This is a genomic window from Micromonospora sp. DT41 (assembly GCF_049841715.1).
In the GTDB taxonomy this organism is placed as follows: Bacteria; Actinomycetota; Actinomycetes; order Mycobacteriales; family Micromonosporaceae; genus Micromonospora; species Micromonospora profundi.
Window position 1 is genome coordinate 13,754 of sequence record NZ_JBNCKU010000005.1, and the last position, 16,048, is coordinate 29,801.

Annotated in this window: 14 protein-coding genes; 5 read left to right on the forward strand and 9 right to left on the reverse strand. The window is 70.1% G+C overall.

The features are described 5' to 3' along the window. Positions 1 to 111 precede the first annotated feature (111 nt). Entirely contained in the window at positions 112 to 1,104 is a 993-nt protein-coding gene (locus ACLQ23_RS10805; protein ID WP_355587091.1) for a hypothetical protein, read from the forward strand. Positions 1,105 to 1,237: 133 nt separating this feature from the next. Here the strand turns inward: ACLQ23_RS10805 and ACLQ23_RS10810 are convergent, their stop codons facing one another. The 6 genes from ACLQ23_RS10810 to ACLQ23_RS10835 all read right to left on the reverse strand — a co-directional run bounded on the left by ACLQ23_RS10810 (position 1,238) and on the right by ACLQ23_RS10835 (position 7,264). Then, a complete protein-coding gene (locus ACLQ23_RS10810) occupies positions 1,238 to 1,972 on the reverse strand; it encodes an anti-sigma factor (protein WP_355587093.1) in 735 nt (244 codons plus the stop codon). Next, on the reverse strand, positions 1,969 to 2,469 hold the full coding sequence (locus tag ACLQ23_RS10815) for a sigma-70 family RNA polymerase sigma factor (RefSeq protein WP_425880681.1): 501 nt from the start codon (positions 2,467 to 2,469) through the stop codon (positions 1,969 to 1,971). The genes ACLQ23_RS10810 and ACLQ23_RS10815 overlap by 4 nt, the downstream gene beginning before the upstream one ends. Before the next feature lie 161 nt (positions 2,470 to 2,630). Continuing rightward, the gene (locus tag ACLQ23_RS10820) at positions 2,631 to 3,233 is read right to left on the reverse strand and encodes a hypothetical protein (RefSeq protein ID WP_355587098.1); all 603 of its coding nucleotides are present in this window, start codon (positions 3,231 to 3,233) and stop codon (positions 2,631 to 2,633) included. Positions 3,234 to 3,275: 42 nt separating this feature from the next. Beyond that, on the reverse strand, positions 3,276 to 4,610 hold the full coding sequence (locus tag ACLQ23_RS10825; RefSeq protein WP_355631165.1) for a hypothetical protein: 1,335 nt from the start codon (positions 4,608 to 4,610) through the stop codon (positions 3,276 to 3,278). A 77-nt stretch (positions 4,611 to 4,687) separates the two neighbouring features. Then, entirely contained in the window at positions 4,688 to 5,248 is a 561-nt protein-coding gene (locus ACLQ23_RS10830) for a type VII secretion system-associated protein (protein WP_425880606.1), read from the reverse strand. Positions 5,249 to 5,392: 144 nt separating this feature from the next. Beyond that, on the reverse strand, positions 5,393 to 7,264 hold the full coding sequence (locus ACLQ23_RS10835) for a putative T7SS-secreted protein (RefSeq protein ID WP_425880607.1): 1,872 nt from the start codon (positions 7,262 to 7,264) through the stop codon (positions 5,393 to 5,395). A 202-nt stretch (positions 7,265 to 7,466) separates the two neighbouring features. Here ACLQ23_RS10835 and ACLQ23_RS10840 point away from each other — a divergent pair, with 202 nt between their 5' ends. Both ACLQ23_RS10840 and ACLQ23_RS10845 read left to right on the forward strand, forming a co-directional pair. Beyond that, the gene (locus tag ACLQ23_RS10840) at positions 7,467 to 7,769 is read left to right on the forward strand and encodes a hypothetical protein (RefSeq protein WP_425880608.1); all 303 of its coding nucleotides are present in this window, start codon (positions 7,467 to 7,469) and stop codon (positions 7,767 to 7,769) included. Between the two features lie 20 nt (positions 7,770 to 7,789). Then, complete coding sequence (locus ACLQ23_RS10845; protein ID WP_425880609.1) at positions 7,790 to 8,437, forward strand: hypothetical protein; 648 nt, start codon at positions 7,790 to 7,792, stop codon at positions 8,435 to 8,437. Between the two features lie 99 nt (positions 8,438 to 8,536). On the opposite strand, the gene ACLQ23_RS10850 is transcribed toward ACLQ23_RS10845, so the two are convergent. Together ACLQ23_RS10850 and ACLQ23_RS10855 are read right to left on the reverse strand one after the other, a co-directional pair. After that, positions 8,537 to 12,919 (reverse strand): FtsK/SpoIIIE domain-containing protein, encoded by a 4,383-nt coding sequence (locus ACLQ23_RS10850; protein ID WP_425880610.1) that lies wholly within the window; start codon positions 12,917 to 12,919, stop codon positions 8,537 to 8,539. 90 nt (positions 12,920 to 13,009) lie between these two features. Further along, positions 13,010 to 13,306: a WXG100 family type VII secretion target gene (locus tag ACLQ23_RS10855; protein ID WP_425880611.1), complete on the reverse strand. Its 297-nt coding sequence runs from the start codon at positions 13,304 to 13,306 to the stop codon at positions 13,010 to 13,012. Positions 13,307 to 13,538: 232 nt separating this feature from the next. On the opposite strand from ACLQ23_RS10855, the gene ACLQ23_RS10860 reads away from it, so the two are divergent. After that, positions 13,539 to 14,228, forward strand: coding sequence for a hypothetical protein (locus tag ACLQ23_RS10860; RefSeq protein ID WP_425880612.1), 690 nt, complete (start codon positions 13,539 to 13,541; stop codon positions 14,226 to 14,228). Between the two features lie 17 nt (positions 14,229 to 14,245). Then, entirely contained in the window at positions 14,246 to 14,689 is a 444-nt protein-coding gene (locus tag ACLQ23_RS10865) for a DUF4333 domain-containing protein (protein ID WP_425880613.1), read from the forward strand. Positions 14,690 to 14,711: 22 nt separating this feature from the next. Here the strand turns inward: ACLQ23_RS10865 and ACLQ23_RS10870 are convergent, their stop codons facing one another. Next, positions 14,712 to 15,674, reverse strand: a complete 963-nt coding sequence (locus ACLQ23_RS10870) for a DUF1996 domain-containing protein (RefSeq protein ID WP_355587107.1) — start codon at positions 15,672 to 15,674, stop codon at positions 14,712 to 14,714. Positions 15,675 to 16,048: the final 374 nt, after the last annotated feature.

Consider the following 16,048-nt stretch of genomic DNA (forward strand, 5'->3'; position numbering starts at 1 on the left):
CCTAATGGATCTATCACTGCACCTCAATAGTGTTCGTGCGGTGACTCTCAGCTATTGCACCAGAGGCGGTCGGGGCGGAACCCGGCTGAACCGATTCCGAGTGGGGTCCGTGTGGATGCCGAACGGCTTCCGGACGTACTGGAAGCGGAGAGAACCTGGGAGATCCCGAAAATGATGCGCAAGCACCTGGTGCCCCTCGTCGCCCTCATGGCGGCCGGCACCCTGGCGTTGACGGCGTGCAGTTCGACCCCCGAGGCGCCTGCCCCGGCGAGGGCGTCCGCACCGACCGGTGGCGAGGCCGCGGCACCCGCGAACGACACTACGGGCGGCGACTTGGCGCTGCTCTCCGGCACCGCGAAGTCGAACAACTCGGCAGCCAACACCGGTGACTGGGCGGTGCCGAACGGCGGTGTCGCCGCGGGCGCGGCCCGGCAGTCGTCGCAACGGTGGGTCCAGTTGACGGCCAGCCGGGCCGGCGACCTCAACCCGGTGGTCGTCAACGGTGCGGGGCTGACGCTCTACCGCTTCGACAAGGACAGCAACAACCCGCCCACCTCGACCTGCAACGGCGAGTATGCCCAGACCTGGCCGCCGGTCACGGTGGCACCGGGCGGCAAGATCTTCATCGCGGGGATCAAGAAGTCAAAGGTCGGTACGGTCCGGCGCGCCGACGGCACGCGGCAGGTCACCATCGGCGGATGGCCGGTGTACCGCTTCGCCAAGGACACCAAGCGTGGGGACACCCTCGGACAGGGCGTCGGAGGCACCTGGTTCGGCGTGACCCCGGCCGGCGGCAAGGCCGGCGCGCCGGAGGGCGGTCAGGAAACCCCGGGTACCGGTAACGAAACCGCTCCGCCCGCCACCAGTGCCGTCTTCTTCGACGAGGCCAACTTCAGCGACAACGGCGCCTCGCAGGGCGTGGCCGGCAACGGGTGCCAGAACCTGGCCCGTCCGGGCGTCGCCTCCTCCGTCGCGGCCTCCGGCTCGCTGAAGGTCTGGGCTGGCCGCGACTGCACCGGCCGGTCCCAGGTCATCGACGGCGATGTCCTCGACCTGGCGACGATCGGCTTCGACAACGCCATCGTCTCGGTCCGCTTCAGCTGACCGACGGTTCCCGCTCGACAAACGGGTGTGCCCCCGGCCAGGAGCCGGGGGCACACCCGTTTTCGTACCTGTCGAGCCGTGGCCGGCACCCGCCCTGTCGGCCTCTGCCAATCGAGGTGCCGTGCCCGCGCCGCTACAGCTTCGCGACGGCGTACGCCTTGCCGTCGGTGTTCTCCACGCGCACACCGTCGACCTGGGCGGGGTCGATCAGGGCGCTGCCGTCGAGCGTGGTGCCCCCGGCCGCCCCGTCCTCGGAGACCAGCCAACTGCCCGCCAGCACAGTGCTGCCGTCCTTGCCGAGAACCAGCAAGCGGCAGCTTTCCCCCTGCGGGATTCCGGACACCGCAGCGTTGACACGTACCCAGCCAGCCGCCGGAACCACCGCGACGGTGAGTCGGGCACCAGTGCCCTGGTCGGTCGTGCTGGCGTACCGGGTGGCGGGGTTGGCGGCGGACACCGATGTCGACGGGGCGGGCGGGACCGGCAGCGCGCGCGTGTCGGGCGCGTCACCGGTGCTGCGGCCGAGCAGGACGCCGCCGGCTGTCGCGGCGGCGAGAGCCACCACAGCGGCGGCGCTCAGAAGCAGCCCGCGGCGCTGGCGCTGCCCGGCCGATTCGCTGCGCACCTGGCGCAGGGTCCGCTGCAACAGCAGGTCGCCGCCCTCCGGCGGGCCGTCGAGCAACATCGCCTCGGGTACGGCTCCGAGCGCGGTCTGCCACTCCTTGAGGGACTCGACCTCGGTACGGCACTCCGCGCAGTCCGCCAGGTGCTCGTCCGCCTGCCGGAGCTGCTCCGGGTCGAGTTCGCCCGTCAGGTAGCCGCCGATGTCCACGTGGTCACCGGCCGGCATCAAGCTGTCCGATTTCATGAGGCAGACCGTTCCACCCCGGTCGAGCGTCCCGCGCTGTCGCGTAACGCACGGAGTGCGTAGTAGGAGCGTGACTTGACCGTGCCTGGCGGGATACCCAGCGCCTTCGCGGCTTCCGCGACTGTACTCCCGAGTAGGTACACCTGCTCAAGGACCTCGCGGTGCTCCTGCGAGAGGCGGTTGAGAGCGTCCACCACCACCATCGAATTGACCACCTGGTCGGCGTGGTCCCGCTCGACCGCGACGTCTGTCGGGCTCTCCGGCACCTCCTGCGGGCGCGCTTTCCGGGCGCGCACCGAGTCGGTGAAGAGGTTACGAACGATTGTGAGCAGCCACCCCCGTACCGACCCCTTGCCGTTGACCAGGCTGTCGGGGTGGCGCCAGGCTCGCACCAGCGCTTCCTGGACGATGTCTTCCGCGGCAGCACGGTCGCGGGTCAACTGCGTCGCGTACGCGAGCATGGCCCGGCCGTGCTCCTCGTAGAGGGTTCGGACCAACGCCTCGTCCGCTACTTCCCGTCGGCGAACGGGTCTCAGCCCCGCCATTCGTACCGTCCTCTGTTGACCCCGCGCCGGCGTGACCAGCGGTGCGTCCGGGTCACCAGGATGCCTGCCGTACCTCCGGATATTGGCAGCCAGGAGCGCATGTGTTCCTATGCTCACCTGGGTGAACTTTCGGGGTTTTGGCCGATCGGTGCGGCGGCCTTGCCCCCGTCCGGAGCGACGACGAACCAGAGCCCGTCGGCGCCCTGCCCGGAGATCTGGCCGGGCACCCGGTCGTCCACGAAGCGGTAGGCCGGCCACCCACCCACTGTCACCTGCTGGGTTCCGTCGGGGCGGGCCGCTGCGCCGAGCCGGGACGGGTCAAGATCCTTGAACTTCACCCGTTCGTTCACCAGCACCGGCAGCCACCTGGTCAGGCAACTATCCGTGCAGTTCGACTGCGAGGGTTCGGCGTTGTCCCGGTCGAACCGGTAGAGCGTGAAGCCCTGCCCGTCGAGAACCACAGGACCGAGTTCCGGGTGTTCGCCGAGCTGCACCGACGCCGGCCAGTAACCCCCGTCCCGGCTGCGCTGCCCCAGGTCGTCCGGCGCGGCGGACCCCTGCGGGCTCTGCGCCGCGGCGGGCTGCGGCCCCGGCCCGCCGGCCTCCGGCTGGGGTACGCCGACCGGGTCGGTGACAGTGGTGGTGCACCCGGAGGCCAGGAGCGCGACCGTCAGCGCGAGAGAACCGGCCAGCGTACGGGGGGTCAGTGCCATCATCGTCACACCAATCGATTGACGTGTTCGGGCCGGGAAGACGGGTCAGCGGCGCGGGTTCGGGACGAGCCGACCACTCGGTGCCGGGCTGTCGAGGTCGAGCCCCAGCACACCGACGTCGAGCGTCCCGTCGGCATCGACCTCGAACCGCCAGGCGGCGTTCGGTACGTCGCCGACGACCACTACCGCCGCTGTACCGACCGAGGCGGCCGCAAGCGCGCCGAGCTGCTCCAGCTCCGCCTGCGCAAGCGTGGTGGTGACAAGCACCAGGTGGTCGTGCAGCACGTCGGGCTGACCGGCCGCGCCGTCACCGGGCGACGTCAGGACCGGACCCGCGTCGGGAACGACCCGTACCTGCTCCGATGGCGGCCACATTGGCGACGGCGGGGCCACAACGCTGACCGTTAGGGACGCGGCTGCGGCGTGCCAGCCGATCTCGTCGAGGAAGGCTCGGGCTGTGCGCATGGCAGCTGCCGGATCCCCGGTGAGCGCGACGATTCCCGGTGCCCGGCCCAGGTTGACAACTGCCAACTCACCCTCGATCGTGCCGACGGTGGCCAGCAGCGGCAACCCGTCGCCGCCATCGTCGCTATCGTCGAACTGCAAGCTCGGCGCCTCCCAGATCGCACCCTGCTGCCGCGCCCGCCACGGAGGCGGCGCGTCCGGCAGCGCGGGTGCCAGCCGCAGTGAGACCTGCTCCGGACCGATCAGCGCCGCGTACACCTGGGCCTGGGCGGCCTGCCCGGTGAGCTGCCGCAGGGCGCGGTCCAGCACCTGCCGTGAGCCTGGGTCCGACGCCGGTCGCGCCGTCTCGGCGGCGCGGCGAGGCCGGACCAGCAGGATCAGCATCGGTACGGCGAGCGTCAGCAGCACCGTGCCGACACCGACCAAGGTGGCTGTGACCGGTCGGAGCCCCAGGATCCCGCCGCCGTCCGCCACCGGCAGTGGTCGGTCGACCGGTGGTGCCTCGGGCTGCCCTTCGTTTGGCCTGGCCGCCGGCGGCGTGCCGACCCGTATCTCACCGGAGGTCGCGCCCTCGGGCAGAACGAACACCCAGCCGGCGCGGATCGGTTGAGCCGGGCCCATGAGCGCGCCGCCGTCCGGCTGGATACGCCCCTGATTGAGCTCCAAGATCTCCGGCCAGCGCTGGCTGTCGCCGAGCACCCGGTCGGCGACCCCGGGCAGCGTCAGGCCGCTCACCGCGCCAGGTTCTCCCGGCACCACCCAGTACGGCACCGACGGCTCGACGGCGCTCGCCGTGCCTGCACTCAGCGGCAGGAGCAGGAACACAGCAGCGACGGCCAGCAACCCGCCCCCCGCCGTGCGCGACGCACAAGCAAAGGCGGTACGGAGCAGCCGCCGCACGAATACCCCGCTCACGGCGAAGCCGTAACTCGCACTGATGAGCCGCAGGGGTGGATTCGGCCGAGCCGAACACGCACTCGGAACCGACGGGTTCATCTCGGCCCCAAATCCGTAGAAAGCTCCGCGCCCGCCCCGGATTCGCCGGGCTCGTTTGCTCCGACGACGGCCTCGCGCAGCACGTTGGCGAACAGCCGCATCGAGGCGGAACCGCCCGGGTTGAGCAGCACGTCGACGTCCTCGGGTAGCAGCTCCACCAACTCGGCGCTACTGACCTGCAGCCAGCCTGGTGCTGACACCCGAAGCTGGTCCGCCGCCCCCGTGGTGACCCACACACACGGCACCCCGTCGGGAGCGGGGGCCACGATGACGCGTTCCTCGTCGTCGACCGCGACCTCGACCAGGCTGTCACGTATCGCGAGCACCACAATGCTCGGCTCGGCACGCCCTGCCACGACCAGCTTCACCGCCGCATCGACAGGTCCGGTCGGCGCGTCCTCGCCGACGGGCAGATAGAGCGGGTTGGGCTCGAAGGCCTCAACCGTTCCCTCGTCGTTGACGAGCCAACCGCCGACGATCGACTCCACCGGCGGTACCGCCCCGGCCCGGTCGTCAGCCTCCGGTGGCGGCGACCACTCACTGTCCAGCAGCAGCATCCAGTTACGCTCAAAACCAGTTTCGTCCTGTTTGCTCACCTGGCCACCCCCTTGAATGCGCCCACGGACGATCCGTCCGTCTGTCCTGTCTGCTGTTCATTTGGCTCTGTCCGCAGACGCTTAGCGGCTGAAGTCGGGCAGTTGCTAGCCGAAGTCCAAGTCGGGAAGCCGCGGAGGGGGCAGGTCGCCTGTAGAGACCAGCGGGCGGAAACTTCCGCTGCTGGAAACCGCAATGGTGGCAAAATCCGCGCTAGTGACGTTGGGATTGAGGGTGTTGCCGAAGTCCTTTGCGCGAGTGGTCCACACGGTGTCGGTCGCGGCGTAGATCTGCCGATCATTACCGAGGTCACGCATCACCCGGCTGAACGCTGGGGCGGCGCTGCCATCCGGCGCAGCGAATTTGCAGGCGATCATGGTAATTGAACTGCCGGGATTAGCCCCGGTCGCGCTCTGGAACACCGTGTTGTGGTGTAACACCTTGGCGAATTCCCCACCCGGTACGTTGACCACCTTGCCGTTGCTCAGCTGCAGCCCAACGTCCTTCGGACCACTGTGCGCCATGACAAAAATTGGGTCGTTCGCTTCCCCGTCCCAGGGCGCGCGACGAAGCTGATCGAACTCGAATTCCGGCTGTACCTCATCGCGCGACCTACCCGCCGCCTCAGTTGGCATGTCGCCAGGCGCACTCTTGAAAACTTTTCGACCGTCGGGGGCCAGTTTCTTGCCCTCGTATCGGCCGGTGGCGAGGTTGGTCTCGATGGCCGCCCACCTGTCGCGGCTCTGCCTGTCGCGGTCGCTCAGCGGGAAACTCACACCGATTTGCCGGCCGCGGAAGTCGAGAACCGGGTCGGCCCGGACGTCCTTGACGTCGAAAGTCGTCCTGATGCCCCAACTGTTCTTGCCGACGATGGTGCTCTCGTTCACCGGGGGGCGCGGCCTGAACCGTGCCGACACAACGTTGCCCAGGTCGTTCAGGTTCTGCCCGGCCGACACGAATGCGCCCTTGATCGCCTTGCCGGGGCCATAGCTCGTCGCACCCACATCCAGGGCATTCGCGCCGGTTGCGCCTGGGTTCTTCGCGTTGGTGAGTTGTCTGGTGCCGGCTTTGACGCCGTCCTTGACCGTGCCTTTGGCGGCGAACTTCATGACCCGTGAGGCGATGCGGCCGCCCGGGACCAGACCGAGGGCCATGCCACCGACGGCCAACCCGATCAGGGCTGGGTCTCCACTGAGCGCGGCTCCAGCGAACTCAAGTACACCGGACAGCAGGCCGAGAGCCGCGCCGAGCGGCGGGAAGATGAACGACGCGATCGTCGCGATCACGTCCAGGATCGTGGTGATCCACTCGATGACGGTGCTGCGGAGGAAGTCGATGAACGCCTCGAACGCCTCGACGATCTTCTCCCAGAGCGACCGCTGCGGAGCGTCCTTCGCCAACTGCCGCAACGTCTCGGCTGCCGTCCGGGCCGCCTGGTCGCGCAGCGCGGTGGCCTGACCCAGCAACGCCTTGGCCTGGTCGATGGCCTGCTGAGCGTCGTCGGCGCGGTTCTGCGCAGCGGTGGCCTCGTCGGTCGCCTCATCCCTGGCGACCTGGCCGGCCTCCGGATCCGCACCGAGCGTGGTGAGCGCCGTCTGCGCCGAGACCAGTGCCGCCTGCGCCGCGCCCTGGTCGCCGGCGGCCTGCCGCGCCTGCTCCAGGGCACGCAGCGACATCGTCTGCGCTTCCTCAAGGGACGGCAGATACCTCAGGTACGTCTCCGCGGCGGTGGAGTAGGAATGCGCCATCCGGTCCAGCCGACCCGGCAGTTGCCCGACCAGATCCCTGAACGCCTCCATCGCCTTGCCCTGGCCCACGTCGATCCGGCCGCCGGAGGCCAGCAGGTCGTGCGCCTCCCGGGTGGCGGTGGCCAACTCCTGGTAGGCCCGCGTGATCTCCGCGAAGGACTCCGGATCACCCGGCACCGGATCGGAGTCGAGTTGCAGCACCGACCACTCGGCGTCCCCTGGACGCGTCATGCCCAACCTCCCCATCGCACCCGATCAGCCCCGCGCTCCGGTCGACGCCGGAAGCCGACTCGCACACGTAGCGGATGCGGGATCGGTTCAGCCGGGCTGAACCGATCAGTCCGACAGTCCGTGTACGGCGGGAAGCGGTTGACCGGCCGGGAAGGGAAGCGGGGATGAGCGAGCGGATCAGGCTCGGCACCGAGGTGCCGGCATGAGCGTGATCGACGTACCCGGTGCGGAACTGGAGCGGGTCCACGACCTGCTGCGACGCACCAAGGAGCTGATGGACAGCGCGTCGATCAGGTCGATGGGCGCTGTCGTCGACACGCTCGGGCAGCGCGAGTTGGAAGGCGCCGCGCGCGAGTTCGAGAAGCGGTGGGGTGACGGACGGTACGTCATCGCCAAGGACCTCGACGGGGTCCGCGACGCCGCGAAGGCGGTGGCCGACGCGTTCCGCGAGACCGACGAGCAGACGGTCGCCGCCCTGGAGAACCCTGCGAGGGCGACGAGTTGACAAGCGGAGGAGTCACGTCGATGACCGAAGCGACTGTCCCGACCGGATTCGAGTTGCGTACGCCGGAGGACTGGGTCGACTTCTCGGTCGACGACGAGGCGAGCGAGAACCGGGTGGCGAACGAGGTGTGGACGCGGGCCGTCGAGGCTGGATTCACCGAGCAGCAGGCGGGCCAGTACGCCGAGCAGCTACGCCGGTCGGTGCGGCAGGCTCGCAACGCCGGCGCGGTGCACGCCGCCGGCACCTTCCAGGTGTACGAGGACGGCCCGCTCACCGCAACGGTTCTGGTGTCGGTGGTCAACCCGCCCGCGACCGGGGACATCCTCGGCGCGTTGACAGCTGTCGTGCAGCCCGTCCGCGCCGACGGGACGTGGCGTCGGGTGAGCACCGCACAGATCCCCACGATCGGCACCGTCGGCCGGGTCCACGGCATTCAGAACGTGACCCAGGACGGCGCCACAATGCGCTGCGCCGTGATGCACACCGTCGTACCGCTGCCGGGCACCGCGAACGTGCTGGTGGTAACCGGTTCCAGCCCGAACATCGCGGAGGCGAAGGAGCTGTTCGAGCTGTTCGCCACGATCACCGCGACGCTTGCTTTCTCCTATGAGGGGGAGGCCGCCGCGCTCACGCCGCCGGCGGCCTCCGTGGGGGAGGTCGGCAGCTAGGGGATGCTGCCGGCCCGCGTCGGGGGGACACCTGGGGGGTGTCCCCCCGATCGCGTTTCGGTACCCCGGCCTCACCAGCGGAGTCCGGCCCGGTGGCGTCTACGCGGCTTCGCCGGCCCCGCCCAGCAGCTCCCGCAGCGCAGCGGGCTCGGTCCGGGGCACCTGCACCAGATGCAGCTTGCCATCGCCGAAATGCGCGAGCACCCGGCCCGGCCGCCCGCCGCCGAGCTGGCCGCGGGAGAGCTTTGCGCCGATCAGCTCACCGTCGCCGAGGCCCTGCGGGCTGAGCAGCGCTCCCTGCCGGTTCCGGCGGGCGTCGACGTGCCAGCCGCCGAAGCCGCTGGAGAGCCCGTCGATCGAACCCGCCATGATCAGGCCGAGACCCCTCTCCGTTCCGAGCCGCGCGATCTCACCGAGGTCGCTGCCGGCATCGCACTTGAGCAGCTGCTCGGCGTCGTCCAGGACGACCACGGCGGGTCCAGCACGGCCGTCGAGGGCCGCCGCCAGCCCGGCGGAGGTGAAGTTCTCGCTCGTCACCAGGTCGAGTACGCCGGGCAGGCCGGCGAGGTCCCGCAGCGGCGAGCGACGGGGTGCCGCGATCACCACTGGCGTCCCCTCCGCCAACAGACCGGCGACCATCGTGAGCAGCGTCGTACTCCGCCCCGAGCGTGGCGGTCCCGCCAGGATGAACGTGGGGTTGGCCCCCAGGTCCGGGCCGATTGCCGAGAGTTCGTCCCCGCCGACCCCCAGCATCGTCCACAGTGGGCCCCCGGGCCGCGCAAGGCCCCTGGTCTGAGCCAGGGTCAGCTCGTCCGGCAGTACGTCGATCCGGAACGGGCGGGCGGCGTCGCCGACCTCGGAGTCCCGCAGCCGCGCCGCCTCGGCGATCACGGCGATGGCGCGTGCCTGCCCCTGGCCGGAACTGTCCTTCGTGAGCAGGGCGATCTGCGCCTCCGCGCTGTCGACCGCCCGGATCGCCCGGCCCGTTCCGATCTCGTCCGGCAGCTGCCGGTAGTTGATGCCGACCATGCTGTAGTCGTGGCGTTCGCTCAGCCGGAGCACCAGTTTGTCGTCCGTGGTCGAGGAAATCCTCGTGGTGAACATGCTCCGATCGCCGGCCAGCACCACGTGGATGCCGACGCCGGCGCCCTCGCGCAGCAGAGTCAGGAGGGCCGCCATGACGTTGCCGTTGTCGTAGTCGGCGAACGTCTTGTCGAAGACCTCGAACCGGTCCAGCAACAGGAGGATGTGCGGCGGCCGGTCGGCCCCGGCCACGCCGGCCCGGTACTCCACGAGCCCGGCCGAGCCGGTGGACGCGAGCAGTTGCTGACGGCGCCCCAACTCCGCGACGAGTCGGGTGAACAGGCGGCCGAGCCGTTCGGCCTCCGTACGCTGCACCACAGCACCGCAGTGCGGCAGCTCGGTGAGGGCGAGCAGGGCCCCGTTGCCGCAGTCGACACCGTAGAGGTGGACGTCGGCCGTGGAGTGGATGCGGGCCACGGTGCCGGCGATCGTCCGCAACGCCTGGGATCGGCCGCTGCGCGACGAACCGATGATGTGCAGGTGCCCCAGCGTCCCCAGGTCCAGCTCCAGCGGCGCCTGCTCCTGCTGGGCTGGCAGGTCGACAAGGCCGTACGCCACCGGGGCCAGGTGGTAGCCGCTGCCGCGAGGCGGGGGAAGGGCGTCGACGGTGAGCGTGTCCGGCAGTGCCTGTAGCCACGGGCTGTGCTGCGGCGGGATGGCCAACTGCTGCTGCTCACTGGCGCTCCGGACGGCCTCCACAAGCACGGCGAGGTCGGTGAGTTCGGCGGATGGTTCCGCCTTCACCCCGGGGCGGCTGGGCACGGGCCGTCCGAGGTCCGTCCACGAGACGGGTGCGAGCCAGGGCGGCTGCCGTACGTCGACGCGGGCACCCGGGCGGAACCCGCCGACCCGCCCGGCCTGGAACGGCACCAGCGACGACTGCGCGAGGCGTACGAAGGCCCGGCCCGGCGTCGACTTCAGGATCGAGGCGGCGTCGGGGGCGTTCAACACGTCCTGACTCTCGCTGGTGTCGGTGACACGCAGCGCGATCCGCAGGTTGGTGTTCGCCCGGATCTCGGGCGACACGACCCCGCCCGGACGCTGGGTTGCCAGCACCAGGTGGATGCCGAGCGACCGACCCCGCTGCGCGATGTTGACAAGCCCGGTCACGAAGTCCGGCAGGTCGCGGACCATCGACGCGAACTCGTCGATCACGATCAACAGTCGCGGCATCGGGGTCCGTGTCGGTTCGCGGCGCAGCAGGTCGACGTAGTCGTCGATGTCCTTCGCCCCCGCCTCGGCGAGAATGTGCTCCCGCCGCCGCAGCTCGGCCGTGAGCGAGGTCAGCGCCCTACTCACCAGGTGCGTGTCGAGGTCGGTGACCATCCCGACGGTGTGCGGCAACCGGACGCAGTCCTTGAACGCGCTGCCGCCCTTGTAGTCCACAAGCACGAAGGTCATCGCGTCCGGCCGGTTGGCGACGGCGAGCGAGGCGACGAGGGTCTGCAACAGCTCCGACTTTCCGGATCCGGTGGTGCCGGCGACCAGGGCGTGCGGCCCGTCCCGCTTGAGGTCCAGTGCGAACGGTCCGTCCAGCGAGACGCCGAGCACCGCCTCGGTGGTCCGGCCTCCGGTGGTCCACCTGGCCGCCACCGCGTCCGGCTCCGGCGGCTCCATGCCGAGCACGTCGAGCAGCCGACTCGCGTCCGGCAGAACCGCGCCGTCGTCAGCGCCGCCGGTGTCGCGCAGCGGGGCGAGCGCGCGGGCCACGGTACGCAGCCACTCCGTCGAGAGCAGGTCCGGATGTACGCCGGGGATCGGCGCGGCGAGCGTACGGGTCACCAGCAGCGAGCCGTCGGTCTGCTCGGCGATGACGGCCTGGCACTCCTCCGGCAGGAGCTTCTCCTCGGCGTCGACACAGATCGCGTACACCCCGACGGCGGGTCCTTCCCGCAGGATCTGCGTCACCCCGGGCAGGGAACGCAGCCGGCGCGCCCCGTCGAGCACCACCAGGATGTCGCGGAACGCCGCGTCGGACCGCTCGGCGGCGCGAGCGGAGATCATGGCGACCAGTTCGGCCACCCGTCGGGCCGTGGTCTGGGTGTCGGTCCCGACGGTGGCGATAGTGCCCTGGCCGTCGCGCGGCGCCACGTGCGGTAGCCAGCCGACCCACGACCAGCCCTCCTCGTCGCCCGCTCCGGCGAGCAGGTAGATCTGGAGGTCCTCGGGGCTGTGCAGGGTGGCCGCCTGCGCGACCATCCAGCGGGCCGTCACCCGGGCGGCGGCGTCACCGGCGATGCCGACCACGCCGTGTTTGCGCAGCGGTACTGTCGCCGGCACATCCAGGGCGCTCCACCTGACCTCCCGGCGGTGTTCGTCCTGGCTCGGATCCCGGAGCACCACCTCGGACGGGAGGTCGGCGCTGCCGGCCCGCAGTTCGAGGAAGTCGGGGTCGGTGCGTCGTCGTTCCCACAGGCGGCGCTCAGGTCCCACAGCGATCAGGCGTACGGCGGCGGGGTCGGGGAAGTTGTCCCGCCGGGCCAGCCGCTCTGCCGTCAGTGCCTCCTGCGCATCGGTGCTGATCCGCTCCCTCTTGGCCTCGTAGTCGGCGAGCCGCGTACGGTAGCTGACTTTTCCCTGGCGTCGGGCACCGATCTGACCGGCGATCAGCGCCACCGGCGACAGGATGGCGAAGAGCAGCGTCAGCGGGTTGCCGGTGATGAGGTACGCGGCTCCGGAGACGACAAGCGGTGCCAGCACCGTGATCAGCACGAGCGGTCGCCGTTCCGGGGGCGACGGTGGGGTGGGAAGCGTGAACTGGGTGGTGCGGGCCTCCGGCAGCAACCGGGGTGGGCGGTTGTAGTCCAGGCCGGTGCGGTCCTCGGAGATCTGCAGTGCGGCCTCCGCCCGGACCGGTTTGCGCAGCTCCAACAGGGACGATCCGACGGCGACCTGGCTGCCGGGTGGCCACACCTGTTCGTCGTCGAGTTCGACCCGGTCGAGTAGGAGGCCGGGTCCGGCCGGTCGCACACGGCACGTTCCGTCGGGGGTGACCCGCACCGATGCCACGACGGAGGCGAGCGAGGGGTCGGTGAGGCGTATCCGGTTGGTGCTGGCGGTGCCGATTGTGTGCTCACCGAGGTCGAGCTGATGGACCGCGCCGGCGTTGGTGCCGCTGACCACGCGTACCTCGATCAGACCCGGCGGTTGCGCGGACGCCTCGGGCACCGGGCGGTCCAGGCCGAGCACCGTGCCCTGCCGCAGCGGGGCTTCGGCGAGGGTGAGTCGCGGGTCCAGCGGCGCACCAGCGACGAAGATCGTCGGTGGTGTGTCGGCGGGCTCCGGCCGACGCGCGGCGAGCGCCTCGGCGAGTTCCCCGACGGTGGTGTCGGGGGCAGCCTCGACCTGGTAGTCGATGACGGCGGTGGACGGATCCGCAACGGTGAGCTGCAGGCGCACGAGATCTCCTGGTCGGATGGTCCGGCGGAGGAAACGGTCGAGGCCGCGTGGCGAGCGAATCACCACGCGGCCCCGGGTCCGGCCGGTCGTTCAGCGGCCGAGGCTGGCCCCGGTCTGGTTGTCCGTGTCGGAGAACGCGGTGCTGACCTGCGTCAGGTACTGGCTGATGCCCTCCATGCCGTTCAGCGTCTGGTCGACGCTGCCCTTGTACTCGTCGAAGTACGGGCCGAACTTCTGCTGCGCGGCCGGGGTGTTGTAACCACCCTGGATCAAGGTGTCGATCTTGCTCTTGGCCTGGTTCATTCCGTCGAGCAGCGTCTGCATGTTCTGCTTCAGCCAGGTCGAAGACTCCTCAATGTCCTCGCTGACGATGTGGTACGTGGCCACGTTGCGCTCCCTCGTGTCATCGTTTCGCCAGCTCCGGGCTGCCATTGATGGGCCGCCCTTCGCTGTTGCCGCCACCCACACGAACACTGGCCCGAAATGGTTCAGCGCAGGGTTCGACCTCGTGACGGGCGACTCGTCCGATCCCCACGGTGAACCACTTCGCCGACCGCGCCGTGTGGGTGCCGGACCGGGCGTACGGGCACGGTCCTGTCGAACACGAGGTGGAGCAGAGATGCTGTTGCACAGCCGGATCGCGCGGACGGCGATCGCGTTGGCAAGCGTGGCCGTCCTAACCGCATGCGATGACGCCGTGACCGGGCCAGCCGCGCCGGCCACAGCGGCCGCGTCACAGGCGGCCGCACCCAGCCCGGCCGCCGGCGCCGACACGGCACCGGAGGTGGTCGACGCTCCGTCGGCCCCGCAGCCGGCGCCGACGGTGGCGAAGACCCAGGGTCGCGTACGGATCTACAGCGGCCCGTCCGACGTCCCGCTCACGCCCGCACCCGACACCGGGCGGGGCAGCAACATCATCCAGTTGAACGCGACAGCGTCCGACGACATCGGCACGTACGTCGCCGACGGGCAGGGCCGGACGCTGTACCGGTTCGACAAGGACACCGCCAAGCCGTCGAAGTCGAACTGCAACGGCGACTGCGCGAAGACGTGGCCGCCCCTGCTCGTCAAGGGGGGCGGGCAGATCTACCCGAGTGGGATCAACCCGAAACTCGTCGGTTACGTGGAGCGGGCCGACGGCACCTGCCAGGTGACCATCGGCGGCTGGCCTGTCTACCTGTTCGACAAGGACGCCAAGCCGGGCGACATCAACGGCCAGGGGGTCGGTGGCACCTGGTTCGCGATCAGTCCGGTCGGGGGCCGCACCACGTCCCTGCCCGAGGTGGTCGCCACGCCCACCGCTCCCTGAAGCCGGAGGAGACGACGATGACCAGCTCGTACCGGGGATCCGACGGCGACTCCCCGACGCCCGCCCCTGGCTGGGCACCGGCACCACCGGCGCAGTGGGGGCCGGCGTCCACCGGCTCGACGACGCCCTCCGAGGGCCGGCGGCGTTTCTCCCGGCGACTCGTGATCGCCGTGGCCGGCCCGGTCGTGGCAGTGGTGGCGCTGGTGGCCGTGCTGGGCCTGGCCTGGCCCGGCTTCCTCAACAAGAAGGTCTTCGACACAGCGGCGTTGCAGCAGGGGGTGCTGTCGGTGCTGCGTGACGACTACCTGCTCGACGCGGACCTCGTCACCTGCCCGCCCGGCCGGCCGGTCACTCTGGGCAGCCGCTTCTCCTGCTCCGCGCAGGTCGCCGGAAGACCGAAGACGATCACCGTCACGGTGGTGTCCTCCGACGGCCGGTTCGAGGTCGCTCGTCCCCAGTGAGGTACGACCACCCGGCGTACGGTCAATCGTCCTGGCAGCTCCGCCCGCTGTTGAGGCAGTCCACGACCTTCGCCATCAGGGGCTCCGGCATCAGGTTGACGAAGAACGCGTGATCGGTGAGGGGGCTGTTGTTCTGGCCCTCGAAGGCGTCGATCCGGAACCGGGCATCCGGCGCGATGTCGTACGCCACTGTCAGTCGCAGCTGCGGCACCGGAAACGTGTTGCGGGCGCAGGAGCCGTCAGGGGACGGGAAGACCAGGTGCGCACGGTGGCTTTCGCTGTCCACCTGCCGCCCGTCCCAACAGCTCGGAAAGTCGAAGACACGCTGCACCTGATCACCGGCCGGGCACCGGGGGTACGCGGTGGTGCGGCGCTCCGGCGTGCTGGAGCACGTCCAGGTCGCTGCTGCTTTCTGGGTGCCGTTTGTGAAAGCCACTGCGTCCCCCACCGTGCCGGCGAGTTGCCGCGGCATCGGCACGACGTTCCCTCGGGGGTTGCCGGAGAACGTGAGCGTCACGTCGACAGGCACCTGGATCTCGCCGCCGTGGCCGGCGTGCTCCCCGACGTCCACCGGCTCGACCGTCCGGAGCACCGGCCAGAAGTACGTCGACCGGTCACCGTTGCCACACGTCGTCCTCGCAGCCGAGAGGGTCTTCGGCGTCGAGCCGACAGCGGTGGAGAGGTTCCCCACGTAGTCGTGCACGTGATGCGACTGCCCGGGAAAACCGGGCGCCATCACGATGTTTGCGGTGTTGCGGTGGCCGTTCTCGTTACGGCCGCAGTCCCAGGTGTAGGTACCGGTCGCCGCGCCGGGCACCATGGCGGGCGAGGCCGGGCCCGGCGCGACGAAGCTGATGTCGACGAAATCGGAGCCCAGGAGCCCGGTCGCCGTTGCCTGAGGCGCCCCGACTCCGGCTGCGACCTGCCAGGCCGCGCCGCAGCCGAGCAGCACGAGAACGAACTCCAGTGCCAGCGTCACGGTCACGGCCCGATGCCGCGCTGTCACGCGACCCTTCGCATACCCCTGTCGCACCACGTCGTACGAGCCCAGGCCGGTCGCGGGCGGCCCTTCCGTCGACGGTCGGGAATGTGATCTGACCGGGTGAGGAAAGGCAGGGGTCAGGCCGAGCTTGTGAATGATCCAGGCCATCACTTGGCGTCTCCGATCAGGCGCGTATGCGTCGTCGCTCAGGTAATGACGGCGCGCCCGGGGCAGAGTTCGCAGGTGCCGTGCAGCTCACATCGGGCTGCGCGGGCTGATTTCGGCTGGCGGCGATCGGTGCAGGTTTTTCCTGGTCAGCTAGCAGCGGAGCTACCAGCTTGCGTCCAGAAAGCCGTGCCAAGCTTCCGGCACTGTCG

Excerpts from the sequence above, each read along its gene's own strand:
- ACLQ23_RS10840 (WP_425880608.1), top strand. The coding sequence starts at position 7,467 with ATGAGCGTGATCGACGTACCCGGTGCGGAACTGGAGCGGGTCCACGAC.
- ACLQ23_RS10830 (WP_425880606.1), bottom strand. The coding sequence starts at position 5,248 with ATGCTGCTGCTGGACAGTGAGTGGTCGCCGCCACCGGAGGCTGACGAC.
- ACLQ23_RS10810 (WP_355587093.1), bottom strand. The coding sequence starts at position 1,972 with ATGAAATCGGACAGCTTGATGCCGGCCGGTGACCACGTGGACATCGGC.
- ACLQ23_RS10860 (WP_425880612.1), top strand. The coding sequence starts at position 13,539 with ATGCTGTTGCACAGCCGGATCGCGCGGACGGCGATCGCGTTGGCAAGC.
- ACLQ23_RS10820 (WP_355587098.1), bottom strand. The coding sequence starts at position 3,233 with ATGATGGCACTGACCCCCCGTACGCTGGCCGGTTCTCTCGCGCTGACG.
- ACLQ23_RS10835 (WP_425880607.1), bottom strand. The coding sequence starts at position 7,264 with ATGACGCGTCCAGGGGACGCCGAGTGGTCGGTGCTGCAACTCGACTCC.
- ACLQ23_RS10865 (WP_425880613.1), top strand. The coding sequence starts at position 14,246 with ATGACCAGCTCGTACCGGGGATCCGACGGCGACTCCCCGACGCCCGCC.
- ACLQ23_RS10845 (WP_425880609.1), top strand. The coding sequence starts at position 7,790 with ATGACCGAAGCGACTGTCCCGACCGGATTCGAGTTGCGTACGCCGGAG.